The sequence below is a fragment of the Devosia sp. YIM 151766 genome, assembly GCF_030285925.1.
GTDB lineage: Bacteria > Pseudomonadota > Alphaproteobacteria > Rhizobiales > Devosiaceae > Devosia.
The window spans coordinates 146,094-158,548 of the sequence record NZ_CP127251.1 but is presented as its reverse complement, the minus strand read 5'-3'; the positions used below and the strand labels follow the sequence as shown (position 1 = coordinate 158,548).

Genomic DNA, 12,455 nt, shown 5'->3' with positions numbered 1-12,455 from the left:
CTTAGCTCGCCCGTTCCAGAATGGCCGTAGCCTCGGCGACGAAATAGGCGCCGGCATCTTCGGGCGTCCGGGCGCCGAAGGCCACTTCCTGGCTCAGCGTCCGCAACAGCGAGATGTCGATTTCACCGGCGGCGGCCGGCGGCGGCGGCGGCAAGGGACCCAGCAGGTCGCCCAGATTGGCCACGAAGTTCAGCGCGATCTGGTTCTGCTCGTCCAGGGTCGGCGATACGACATCGCGCACGGCAGCCGAGCAGGGCACGCCGCGTTCGACGCCGAGAATCTTGCCGGCATCGGGATCGTTGACGAAGAAGCTGAGCAGGGCCGCCGTTGCTTCCTTGTCGGCCGAGGAGCCGGCCACCGAGAAGAACATCGAAGGCTTGCGATAATGGCCGCCGCCCACGCCCGGAGCGAGACGGGGATAGCCGACCATATCGAGCCGGTCGGGAACGATGGCTTGATAGCCGACCAATTGGTTGGAATTGGACGGCATCATCGCCGACTTGCCACGGACTAGCGGCGTAGTTTCCAGCGCGCCGGTATCGATGGCCTGCTCATCGGGCGAGATGATGACGCCAGCGTCGCGGAACTTGTTCCACATGGTGAACCATTCCACCATGGCATCGGCGTCGAAGCCCAGTGTGCCCTCGGCGGTATAGAGCGCCAGGCCCTTCTGGCGCAGCCAATTGTCCAGCATGGGCTCGGTGCCCGAGGAATCGTTCATCATCTTCATGCCGCCACGGATATTGGCGGCGGCGAAAGCCTCGCCCTTTTCCATGATGTCGTCATAAATCCAGTCGTTGGTCGGCGCCTCGATGCCGGCTTCCTCGAACGCGGCGGTGTTGACCAGGGTGGCGACGGTGTTGGCGCCCAGCGAAATGCCGTAAAGCTGGCCGTCGACCTTGCCGCCTTCGAGCTGGTCTTCGTCGAAATCGTCGAGCTTGAGTACATTGCCGACAAATTCGTCGAGGGGCGCAATGGCGTTGCGCTTGGCGTATTCGACGATGAAGCGATAATCCATCTGGATCAGGTCGGGGGCATTGCCGCCGGCGGTCTGGGTGGCCAGTTTGGGCCAATAATCGTTCCAGGCCAGGAACTCACCCTCGACCGAGCCGCCATTGCGGCTGGTATAAAGATCGGTCACCCCATAAGTGCGGTCGGCGCGGTCCTGGCCACCCCAGAAGGTCAGGCGCAGATTGGCACCCTGGGCCCAGGCGGGGCCTGCGCCGAAAGCCGCCGCAGCAGCCAAAGCCGAAGATCCCATCAGAAACTGACGGCGTCCTAGTCGAATGCTCATGTGTCTTCCTCCCATGAAGCTTACCGTTCCGAAGCCCGGAACCGGATAATGCCCTAGCGGCCTCCCCGCCGCTAAATCACCAACTGGTTACTAAATATTCGCAAAATCGATTCTGTTAAACGCTGCTCTATCAAGCCGTTAGCGGCTGACACTCAGCGCGTGAACAGATCGCGCAAATAACCAGTCAGTTACGGCTTAACATAGAAAACTCGGCCGGGGCAACCGTCTTGTATGGAAGTTGCACGGCCGATAAACCACTTCGAATTCCCTCCCTGTCCGCCGCCGGCGCGTGAATGGGCTCCAAGCCTGACGCGCCAACTCTCCCAGCATAATGTGGCCCAAAAAACCGGACTGGAAAACTACGAAATCGCCGGCTTATTATAGATAAAATCTATAGTCGGGGGCGTTTCATGGATAAGTTGCTCATTCAATTTCTGGCGGCGGCCGATGCCGGCACCTTGAGCGGAGCCGCGTCGGCGCTGCTCATCACCCAGCCGACGCTGACCTTCAATATGCGCAAATTGGAGGAAAGTGTCGGCGCGCCGCTGTTTGAAAGATCATCGCGCGGCGTGCGTCTGACCCGCTACGGCGAAACGCTGTATGAAAATGCCCGCCTGATGCAGCGCCTCTACGACAATACGCTCGAAAATATCGCCGAGCAGAAGCGCGGCATCGAGCGGGGCCTGGCGATCGGCACCGGCTATTCGTGGTGGACGCTGTTCCTCAAGGACATGATCCTCGATTATCAGCGCGAATTTCCCGGCTCACCGGTGCAGGTCAGCCTGGGGCACCAGTTCCGCCTGCTCGATCAATTGCTCTCGGGCGATATCGCCCTGTTTCTCGGCCATGAAACCAAGGATCTCAATCCGGCGGTGACGACCGACTTCATCCCGCTGACCAGCGTCAGCAACGGTTACTTCGTCCGTGCGGGACATCCCTTGCTCGACCGTCCGCATAGCCGCGAGGAAATCGAGCGTTATCCGATGGTCACCAGCACCCCGCCGGAAAGCCGGCATGAGCGCTTTTTCGACCCCAATCGCTGGCGGGCGCGCATGAAGGCGCTGTTCGAGCAGGCCGATTTCACCTTCGGCTCGAATTCCCTGGCCGCCTGCATCGATTATACTTTGGCCACCGACGCCGTGCTGCCGCACTCCCATGTCCTGCGCGACCATCTGGAGGCCCAGGGCCTGCTGCAATTGCAGGTCGAGGCGGAGATGTCCCATTTCGTGGTCGGTGTGCATGTGCTCAAGGAACGACGCGAGGCGGACCGGCTGGAAGCGCTGATCGAACGCATCAAGGCGGCGGCTGAACAGGTCCTGCCGCCAGCGGAATGAGGTGCGCCCCGGCGATCGCCGGCAAGAGCACTCTTCGCAGCGCCAGACTAACATGTTAGTTTGCCGCTCATGCAGCAAACCTCTTCCTTCTCCGTCCAGCCCCGGGCTCCCGAACCAGATCGTCTCGCCGCCGGTGAGCGCGCCGCCGCGCGTCTGCGCCAATTTCTGCGCGGCAATATCTATACCGACCCGCTGATGACCTATGCCTGGAGCGGCGACGCCAGCTCCTATCGGCTGATCCCCGCCTTGGTCGCCTTCGTCAATACCGAGGACGAGGTACGGGCCGTATTCGAGACTGCCCGGGCCGAGGGCCTACCCGTCACCTTCCGCGCCGCCGGCACCTCGCTATCGGGCCAGGCGGTGACCGACGGGGTGCTGGCGGTACTGGGGGACGGCTGGCGCAAATTGGAGATTGGCGCCGGCGCGGAGCAGATTACGCTCGGCCCCGCCATCATCGTGGCGGAGGCCAATAGGGCCTTGAAGCGCTTCGACAAGAAGATCGGCCCCGACCCGGCGAGCCAGGCCACCTGCAAGATCGGCGGCGTGGTCAATAATAATTCCTCGGGCATGTGCTGCGGGGTAACGCAGAACACCTATCACACCATGGCGCGGCTGCGGATCGTGCTGACGGATGGCACCGCGCTGGATTCGGGCGACCCGGCCAGTCGCGATGCCTTTCGCATCACCCATGCCGACATGCTGGACCAGTTGCACCGGCTGCATCGCGAGGTGATGGCGGATGCCGACCTTGTCGCCCTGATCCGCAAGAAATACCGGATCAAGAATACGGTCGGCTATTCGCTCAATGCCCTGGTCGACTACCACGATCCGCTCGACATCCTCATCCACCTGATGGTGGGGTCGGAAGGCACGCTCGGCTTCGTGTCCGAGGTGACCTATAACACGGTGCCGGAGCACCCGTTCAAGTCGACGGCGCTGATCCCCTTCCCCGATCCGCAAGCGGCGGGCCGCGCCATCATCGAAATGGCCAATGGCGGGGTGCAGGTGACCACCGGCATCACCGCCGCCGAATATATCGAGCGCCGGGCGCTGGCGACGGTCGAGCATCTGCCGCCGATGGCGCCGCTCCTACCTTGGCTCACCGAGAATTCGCCGGCCGTTTTGATCGATGTCACGGCGCCCGATGCCGAAACGCTCGACGCCGAGGTGGAAAAAGCCGTGGACCTGCTGGCGCGGCATGGTGCGACCCATATCGATTTTTCGACCGACGAGCAGCGCAGCCACGCTCTATGGGATATCCGCAAGGGCTTTTTCGCCTCCGGCGGCGCGGCGCGGCCCCGGGGCACCACCATGCTGACCGAGGACGTGGCCGCTCCGATCGACCGCCTGGCCGATTTCGTCGTCGACATGCGCCAATTGCTCGACGACCATGGCTATGAGGACGCCATCATTTTCGGGCACGCGCTGGCCGGAAACCTGCACTTCCAGATGAGCGGCGATTTTTCTCAGCCTGATTCGGCAGCCAAGTTCGACGCCTTCTCCATGGCGCTGTCCGACCTGGTCTCGGTTCGCTATGACGGCTCGCTCAAGGCCGAGCATGGCACCGGCCGCGCCATCGCCGCTTTCGTCGAAACCGAATGGGGCGGCAAGGCCTATGCGATCATGCATCGCATCAAGGCCATTTTCGATCCCGAGGCGCTGCTCAATCCCGGCGTCTTGCTCAATGACGACGACAAGGTTCATGTCAAGAACCTCAAGGTCATGCCGCTGGCCGACGATTTGGTCGATATGTGCATTGAATGCGGTTTTTGCGAACCGGCTTGCCCCAGCCATCACCTGACGTTAACGCCTCGTCAACGAATAGCGGTGACACGCGAACGCGCCCGCATGCGCCAGAGCGGAGAAGATCCGGCCCGGCTGGCGCGCTTCGAGGCTGATTTCCAATATGCCGGCCTGGATACCTGCGCGGCCTGCAACCTTTGTTCGCTGCGCTGTCCGGTCGGCATCGAAACCGGCACGATGATCATCGGCGAGCGGGCGCGGCGGCGCGGCGATACGGCCCGCTCGCTGGCCGGCTTCGCCGCCGATCATCGCGGAGCCGTGGAAACCATGATGCGCAGCGGCGTCGCCGCCGCCGATGCGGCGCGGGCCGTAATTCCTGCCTCCGCCGTGGAGATGGTGACCGAGGCGGCCAGGCGGTTGACCGGCAAGCGGGTGCCGCGCGTGTCCCGCGCCCTCAGCCATGGACCGGGCGCGCCGAAGGCCGGCGATAGCCGGCAGGACCCGAGAAAGGCGGGCTTTCCCGTGCCCATCGCCCAGACCGGGCGGCCATCCGTGGTCTATTTCCCCGCCTGTCCCAGCCGTCTGTTCGGCGCGCCCAGGACCGGGCACAATCTGCTGCCGACGCCTCAGGCCATGGTCGCCCTGCTCGAACGGGCCGGTTATGACGTCATCATTCCCGAACAGGTAAACGGCCAATGCTGCGGCCAACCCTTCCAATCCAAGGGTTTCCCGGAACAGGCGGCCGAGGTGGGCGGGGCGCTGAAACAGGAACTTTCCATCCTGTCCGATGCCGGCCGTCTGCCGGTGGTGACCGATGCGTCCACCTGCGCCAAGCATTTCAAAGAATTTCCCGGCGACGCGCCTGTGGCCGATTCGGCGCAATTCCTCCTCAGCCACGTTCTACCGAAGCTGACAATCACGCAGAAATTGCCGGTATTGGCAGTGCACCACAATTGCTCGGCGCAACGCCTTGCCGAACAGCCGATGACCGAGGCACTGGCCCAGGCCTGCGCCGACAGCGTTGCGGTGCTCTCGTCCGTCACCTGCTGCGGCTATGCCGGCGACAAGGGCTTGTTCATCCCCGAGCTCAACGCGCATGCGACGCGGCGGGTGAGCAGCGATATTCCCGAGAAATGCGAACTGGGAGTCTCGACGGTGTCCACCTGTGCCTCGGGCCTCACCGAGCATGCCGGCATCCCCTTTGTCAGCCTGGCGAGCCTTTTGGAATGGGCGAGCCGCTAGAGAGCTGCCGGGTCAGTCGAATTTTTCATCCGGATAGACGCCCCAAAGTTCTTCCTGGCGCACCCAACCGGAATAGGCCGAGCGCTCGCCCGGCTGGCCGGCCGAAACGCGGCACCAGGAACCGGTGCATTCGCTGATCGACACCCTGACGCCGCCGGCAAGGCGGGCGCGCAGCGCCGCGTCTTCGGCGGGATTGGCGTGCATCGCCACTTCCCCATTGGCGAGCAAGGGGATCGCATAGCCGACGCGATTGCCGACAAGCAGGCTTTGATGGACCCAGCCCTCGTCGCCATCCATGTCGCGGATCTTCCGCCAGGTATCGAATTCCTGGATGATCTCAACCGGTACGCCCGAGACCAGGAAATTCCAGGCGATTTCATAACGCGTGCCCGGACCGACCCGGACATTGATCGGATTGGAGCGGGTGCTGACGAAACGCGGCAGCGGCAGGCCGCTCGGATTGTCCTGCGCCAGAATTGTCGGCGGCGCCACCGGGACCAAGATGGCCAGGGCGATCAACAGCAACAGAATAGGGCGCAAACGGCCCGGAAAAGCGGGCAAACGGAACATCACTTTGCAGACGGAATGGAATTGCCCTATCACTAGACCATGATCCTTAATGGTCGCTGAAGGGCTGGCAAGAGCCCGCCCGGCTGTCCTCATCTGGTGCGCATGACATCCAGCAAACCCAAGATCCTGGTGACCAGGCGCCTGCCTGACAGCATCGAAGCTCGCATGGCGACCCTGTTCGAGACCGATGTCAACGAGGCCGACCTGGCGCTGGCCCCGGACGACATCCTGTCCGGGCTCGACGGCAAGGATGTGCTGGTTTCCACCATTACCGACCGGATCGATGCCGAGCTGATTTCCCGCCTGCCCGACAGCGTGCGGCTGATCGCCCAATTCGGCAATGGGGTGGACAATATCGATCTCGACGCCGCCTGGTCGGCGGGCCTCACCGTGACCAATACGCCGTCGGTATTGACCGAAGACACCGCCGACATGGCCACGGCCCTGATGCTGACGCTGCCAAGGCGGCTGGTCGAGGGCACGCAGATGCTGGTGCGCGACCGGGCCTGGGCCGGCTGGTCGCCGACTTCGATGCTGGGCCATCGGCTGCGCGGCAAGGCGCTGGGCATTGTGGGCATGGGCCGCATCGGCACCGCCGTGGCGAGCCGCGCCCGCGCTTTCGGGCTTGCCATCCATTATTATTCGCGCAATCGGCGCCCGCCCGGCGTCGAAGCGCCGCTCGAAGCCACCTATTGGGACGATCTCGATGCCATGCTGGCAGCGGTCGATATCGTCTCGCTGCATACGCCGCTGACCCGCGAGACGCATCGTATTCTCTCGGCCGAGCGCCTCGCCGCCATGAAGCTGGGCGCCTATGTGGTCAATGTCAGCCGGCCGGAACTGGTCGATGAAACGGCGCTGATCGAGCAGTTGGAAATCTGCCATCTGGCAGGCGCGGCCCTGGATGTGTTCGAAAACCGGCACGGCATCAATGCGCGGCTGCTGGCGCTGGCCGAAGCCGGCCGGGTGGTGCTCACCGCCCATATGGCCTCGGCGACGCTCGAGGCGCGAGTGGAGATGGGCGAGGCGGTCATCGTCAATATCCGCACATTCATGGACGGTCATCAGCCGCCGCATCGCCTGCTGCCGGAAACGCCGACGCCGCGTACGGCGCGGGGCTGACTGTTGCAGCAATTCCGCAACGACGTGTCCTTCACCACAAGCCGGCCCCTCTGCCCTTGCGCGCGGGCGGTTTCATCCCTAATCGTCGCCGCGCCCGGTCTGACGCATGGAGGTGGGCGGACGGGCGTGACGAGGCGGATGCCACAGTACCGGGTTTAGGAGAGCCCCTTGCCAAAAACGATGTTCGCTACGGCCATTCTGGCGACCGCCATGCTGGCGCTGCCCGCCCTGGCCCAGCAGACCCCGGCCGTGCCGTTGACGGCGGAAGCCGAGCATCTGGTGCTGGAGGCGCTGGACCAGATGCTCGCCCTGCCGCTGCCGGATTGGGCCGAGCTGGACGGGGCCGCCTCCACGGAAATGCTCGATCTGCTATCGGTCTATTTCCGGGAAGACGATGGCGAGGCACGGCTCGAAATCTATCCGCGCGGCGAAGGCGAGGCATTGTGGAGCCGGCTCTATGGTGCCCGGATCTTCGACCAGCCGGGGCTGACGCTCGCCAATCTGCGCTCGGTGATCATCGATGTCTATGCGCGGGCCTGCCGGCCGGAGAGCGTGGCGCTGTTCCAGCTCGAGCCCGACGATGGCGATAATATTCCCCCGCTCGGCTTCGTCTGCGGCGCCTATCATGACCTGCCCGGCTATGCCGGCCAGGGCGAGGTGATGATCATGGGCTTTTACAAATCGGCCGCCGGGGTGGCCATGGTCTATCAGGAATGGCGCGGCGCCGCATTCGATCCCGAAGATTCGGGCACCTGGCCGGTGACGGCGGAGCAGATCGAACGGCGCGTGGCCCAGTTCAAGGCACAGGCGGCGCTGACCCCGGTGGATTGACGGCGCGGCCGGGAGGGCCTAAGGCGCTGCCCATGAAAAAGGACCACAAGCCTGCGGGCCCCAGCCAGCGTATGCTGCGCGTCGGCGAATTGGTGCGCCATGCCCTGGCGGCCCTGTTCGCGCGCGGCGAAATCGAGGATGAGGCCCTGCGCGGCGCGGTCGTGACCGTGCCCGAAGTGCGCATGACGCCCGACCTGAAGATCGCCAATGCCTATGTGATGCCATTGGGCGGGGCGCATGCCGACGAGATCGCCGCCGCGCTCAACCGGCACCGCAAATTCGTCCGGGGCCGGATCGCGCCGCAGATCGATCTGAAATTCGCCCCCGAAATCCGCTTCTTCGTGGACGAGACCTTCGAGGAAGCCGGCCGCATCGATGCGCTTTTGCGCTCGGACCGGGTGAAGCGCGACCTCGAAGACGATTCCGAAGATCCAAACGAAGGCTGACCTTGACGCAAGCCAAGTCGAAAAAGCGCGCCATCTCCGGATGGATCGTGCTCAACAAGCCCTATGACATGACCTCGACCCAGGCGGTCGGCAAGGTGCGCTGGCTGCTGTCCGCCGCCAAGGCGGGCCATGCCGGAACGCTCGATCCGCTGGCCACGGGCATCCTGCCCATTGCCCTGGGCGAAGCCACCAAGGCAGTGCCGCAGGTGCAGGACGGAATTAAGGTCTATCGCTTCGCCATCGGCTGGGGCCGCGCCACCTCGACCGATGATGCCGAAGGCGAGGTGGTCGCCACGTCCGACAACCGGCCGGACCGGGAAGCGGTGGAGGCCGTGCTGCCGCGCTTCATCGGCACGATCCTGCAACGGCCGCCGGCCTTTTCCGCCATCAAGGTGGACGGCGAGCGGGCCTATGATCTGGCCCGGGCGGGCGAGATCGTCGAACTGGCTGCCCGTCCCGTCGATATCGACGCCATTTCGCTTATCGAGCACGGGGCCGATTCCAGCATATTGGAAGTCACCTGCGGCAAAGGCACCTATGTGCGGGCCCTGGCGCGGGACATTGCCGCAGCCCTGGGAACATTTGGCCACGTGACCAGCCTGCACCGCGCCGGGGTCGGCCCGTTCAGCGATGCCGAGGCCATCACCATCGAGGCGCTGGAGGCCGCCGAGGCGGGTCCGGAACGGGATCGGCTGATCGCTCCCGTTGCCAGTGGCCTTCTCGAGCTGCCGGAAATCCGTCTCGATGCCGGCCAGGCTGGCGCCGTGGGCCATGGCAATGCGATACTGCTGACCGGCGCCGGCGCGCCGGTGGCGCTGGAGGAATGCTGGGTCAGCTTCAAGGGCAAGGTGCTGGCCACCGGCTCGGTGGAATTCGGCCAGTTCAAGCCGCGCCGGGTGTTCAACCTCTAGATTGCCGTAGTCAGCGCGGGCCGGGATCCATCAGGATATGGATACGGTCGGCGCCCATGCGGGCGAGCTTGAGCATCAAGGTCTTGCGCCGGGCCGGCGCCAGGGGCGTATCGGGGCTATCGCGCACAATGGCGCCATCATGCCCGTCGGCGACGATCAGCCCTTCGCTGTCGGGGAAGATTTCCGCGTCGAGCTCCGGCGGCTTGGCGAAGAAGAATTTATCGGAGAATTCCCGGTATTCGGGCCATTTGCGGTCGACCTGGAAATCGATCAGGCTCGACTTGATTTCAACGATCCAGATCTCGCCCTTGGGTCCCACCGCCAGGATATCGGCGCGGCGGCCATTGGCGAGCGGCACTTCCGCATAGCAGGCCATGTCGTGCCGCTCGCGCAACATGCGCATGGTCCCGCGCTGTACCCGCAGCGCGGTGGCCGATTGGCGCAGATCGACAATGGGCGGCAGTTCCTCAGCCATTGGGGCCCAGCGGCTCCGGGGCCATGCCGGCCGGCGGCTCCACCTTTCCGGTGCCCAGGGCGAAGCTCGAAGCCCAGAGGCCGGCCACCAGCAGCGGCAGGCAGACCAGGTAGGATGCCCGGATGTCGATGAATTCCGCCACGAAGCCCAGGAGAGGCGGGGCGAGGAAGAAGACGACGAAGCTGACCTGACCCAGCGCCGCGACGTTGACGGCAGCGGGCCGATCGGTCCGCTGGGCGGCGGCGGAGACTGCCAGCGGATAGACCGCCGAACAGCCCGCGCCCATCAGCGCGAAGCCGAGCAGCGCCAGTTCCGGCAGCGGCGCCAAGCCGACCAGCAAGGCGCCGAGGCTGGCGAAGCTCAGCATGACCATGGCGACATTGCGCGGACCGTAGCGGGAGACGATGGGATCGGCGGTGAGGCGCATGACCGCCATGAAGAAGGCGAAGAGCGTCAGCCCCATGCCGCCGATAAAGGGTTCCACCTCGAAGACATTGCGCATGTAGATGGCCGACCAGTCGATGCCGGCGCCCTCGACGAGGAAAGCGGCAAAGCCGATGAGGCAAAGCGGCAGCAGGCCGATATTGGGGAAGGCGAAGCCGTGCCCGCCGGCTTCATCGCCGGCGCGCCGGGGTTTGGGCGCATTGGTCGCGCCAAGGATGAGATAGCCGCCGACGAGCAAGACGATGATGGCGAGCAAGCCCATGTGCCAGGCGGCCGAAATGCCGGATTGCCGGATCATGGCGCCGAACAGGGCGGTGACGAAAAAGCCGACGCTCCAGAAACCATGAGCCCGGTTCATGAAGCGCTTGCCGGTCTGGGCCTCGAGGCGGTCGATCTCGACATTGAGGTTGATCTCCAGCGCCCCTGCCAACAGGCCGACGGCGAAGAGCACGGCGAACATGGCCGGCGCCGCCGGCAGCCAGGGAATGATGGCGAAGAGCACGGCGGGGCCGAGCGTGGTGAAAAAGGCCGTGGTCCGGAAACCGAGCTTGTCGATGATCGGCGTTCCGAAGGTCAGCGAAATCAGCGAGCCCAGGGACATGCCGATCATGGTGAGGCCCAATTGCCCCTCGCTGACCCCCAGATGGGTCTGGATGTCGGGCAGCCGCGCCATCAGCGCGCCGGTCGTGGCCGCGAAGAAGAAGAAACAGGCATAGATGCGATGCTGTGCGGCGATCATGGCGTGATAACTTGCTTGATGGGTTTGGGACCCAGGGCATGGGCGACGAAGAAGCCCATGACGACCAGAGGGAAGCCGAGACCGAAGGTCCAGCGAATGCCGAAATGTTCAGCGACGAAACCGAGCAATGGCGGGCCGAGCAGGAAGGCGGTGAAGGAAATCTGCGCGAGCGAGGCGACGTTGAGCGCCGCCGGCCGGTCGGTGAGCTGGGCGGCGGCCGACATGGCCAGCGGGAACAGCGCGCTGGAGCCGATGCCGATAAGGGCGAAGCCGAGATAGGCCGACCAGGCATGGGGGGCCAGGAAGCTCAGGAGCGAGCCGGCCGCCAGGATAGCCAGCAGCGCGCGCGCCACGATAACCGGGCTATAGCGCTCGACGAAGCCATCGGCGAAGAACCGGGTGACGGCCATGGAGCCGGCTACGGTAGCGACGGCGAAGCCGGACCAGAACGGCTCGGCGGCGAAGATGTCGCGCATATAGATGGCCGACCAGTCGATGCCGGCCCCTTCCAGCACCATGGCTGAAATACACACCCCAACCAGCGCCAGAATGGGCAGGGTGGGCCGGGCGAAACGCGGCGCCTGCTCGGCCTTGGCCTGGATGCGGTGTCCGGCGGGCTGGAACTGGCCGAGCAGCAGGGCGGTAGCGGCCAGGATGATGGGGATCATCAGCATGAGGTGCCAATGCGGCTCGAGGCCGGTCTGGGCGATGAACGCCCCGATCATGCCGGCGGCGAAAAAGCCCAGGCTCCAGAAGGCATGGGCCCGGCTCATGATGCGGCGGCCAATGGCGTGTTCAACCCGATCGGCCTCGATATTGATGATGATCTCGATGGCGCCGATGAGAAGGCCAACCGGCACGAGCAGCAGGAACAGGGCCAGCGGCGTCTGCGCCCAGACGGCGATGGCATAGCCGATCGAGAGCAGTGGAATGGCGGTGAGCAGAGTGCGGCGATAGCCGATGGCCTCGATGATCGGCCCGGCAAAGGTGAGCGAAATCAACGTGCCGACGGCGGAGCCGATCAGCGCCAGGCCCAGCGCCCCTTCGCCGACGCCCAGCGCCTCCTGGATCGCCGGCAGGCGGGGAAACAGGCTCCCCATGCAGAACGAGTAGATGAAGAACGCCCCGAAGACCTTGATCTGGGGCGGCAAGGCAAGGCCGAATCGCATGTCAGGAGATGCTCAAAGAAGATCAGTCGCCGGCAAGCTAGGACATTTCCGGCGGCGTGAGAATGGCCAAGTTATAACGTTGCCGAAAGCCGCTGGACGCGGGCTGCGGCAAGCGGCTGGCCGGGCGGCGAAGAC

11 protein-coding genes are annotated in these 12,455 nt (G+C 64.6%); 6 read left to right on the top strand and 5 right to left on the bottom strand.

The annotated features are described in order from the left end of the window. Nucleotide 1 precedes the first annotated feature (1 nt). Nucleotides 2–1,294 (bottom strand): ABC transporter substrate-binding protein, encoded by a 1,293-nt coding sequence (locus tag O9Z70_RS00745; RefSeq protein WP_286020606.1) that lies wholly within the window; start codon nucleotides 1,292–1,294, stop codon nucleotides 2–4. A 410-nt stretch (nucleotides 1,295–1,704) separates the two neighbouring features. On the opposite strand from O9Z70_RS00745, the gene O9Z70_RS00740 reads away from it, so the two are divergent. Beyond that, nucleotides 1,705–2,628, top strand: coding sequence for a LysR family transcriptional regulator (locus O9Z70_RS00740; protein WP_286020605.1), 924 nt, complete (start codon nucleotides 1,705–1,707; stop codon nucleotides 2,626–2,628). A 69-nt stretch (nucleotides 2,629–2,697) separates the two neighbouring features. Then, a complete protein-coding gene (locus tag O9Z70_RS00735) occupies nucleotides 2,698–5,613 on the top strand; it encodes an FAD-binding and (Fe-S)-binding domain-containing protein (protein WP_286020604.1) in 2,916 nt (971 codons plus the stop codon). A 12-nt stretch (nucleotides 5,614–5,625) separates the two neighbouring features. Here the strand turns inward: O9Z70_RS00735 and O9Z70_RS00730 are convergent, their stop codons facing one another. Further along, complete coding sequence (locus O9Z70_RS00730; RefSeq protein ID WP_286020603.1) at nucleotides 5,626–6,174, bottom strand: SH3 domain-containing protein; 549 nt, start codon at nucleotides 6,172–6,174, stop codon at nucleotides 5,626–5,628. A 111-nt stretch (nucleotides 6,175–6,285) separates the two neighbouring features. Here O9Z70_RS00730 and O9Z70_RS00725 point away from each other — a divergent pair, with 111 nt between their 5' ends. The 4 genes from O9Z70_RS00725 (at nucleotide 6,286) to truB (ending at nucleotide 9,493) form a co-directional block, all read left to right on the top strand. Then, nucleotides 6,286–7,305 (top strand): 2-hydroxyacid dehydrogenase, encoded by a 1,020-nt coding sequence (locus tag O9Z70_RS00725; protein ID WP_286020602.1) that lies wholly within the window; start codon nucleotides 6,286–6,288, stop codon nucleotides 7,303–7,305. A gap of 168 nt (nucleotides 7,306–7,473) precedes the next feature. Beyond that, on the top strand, nucleotides 7,474–8,136 hold the full coding sequence (locus O9Z70_RS00720; protein WP_286020601.1) for a hypothetical protein: 663 nt from the start codon (nucleotides 7,474–7,476) through the stop codon (nucleotides 8,134–8,136). 32 nt (nucleotides 8,137–8,168) lie between these two features. Beyond that, nucleotides 8,169–8,582 (top strand): 30S ribosome-binding factor RbfA, encoded by a 414-nt coding sequence (gene rbfA / locus O9Z70_RS00715; RefSeq protein WP_286020600.1) that lies wholly within the window; start codon nucleotides 8,169–8,171, stop codon nucleotides 8,580–8,582. Between the two features lie 2 nt (nucleotides 8,583–8,584). Beyond that, entirely contained in the window at nucleotides 8,585–9,493 is a 909-nt protein-coding gene (truB, locus tag O9Z70_RS00710) for a tRNA pseudouridine(55) synthase TruB (RefSeq protein ID WP_286020599.1), read from the top strand. A 10-nt stretch (nucleotides 9,494–9,503) separates the two neighbouring features. Here truB and O9Z70_RS00705 read toward each other — a convergent pair whose 3' ends face one another. The 3 genes from O9Z70_RS00705 to O9Z70_RS00695 are packed head-to-tail and all read right to left on the bottom strand — an operon-like array spanning nucleotide 9,504 to nucleotide 12,320. Continuing rightward, nucleotides 9,504–9,968, bottom strand: coding sequence for an MmcB family DNA repair protein (locus tag O9Z70_RS00705; RefSeq protein WP_286020598.1), 465 nt, complete (start codon nucleotides 9,966–9,968; stop codon nucleotides 9,504–9,506). Then, on the bottom strand, nucleotides 9,961–11,151 hold the full coding sequence (locus O9Z70_RS00700) for an MFS transporter (protein WP_286020597.1): 1,191 nt from the start codon (nucleotides 11,149–11,151) through the stop codon (nucleotides 9,961–9,963). Before O9Z70_RS00700 ends, O9Z70_RS00705 begins: the two co-directional genes overlap by 8 nt. Further along, complete coding sequence (locus O9Z70_RS00695; RefSeq protein ID WP_286020596.1) at nucleotides 11,148–12,320, bottom strand: MFS transporter; 1,173 nt, start codon at nucleotides 12,318–12,320, stop codon at nucleotides 11,148–11,150. The genes O9Z70_RS00700 and O9Z70_RS00695 overlap by 4 nt, the downstream gene beginning before the upstream one ends. Between the last annotated feature and the right edge of the window lie 135 nt (nucleotides 12,321–12,455).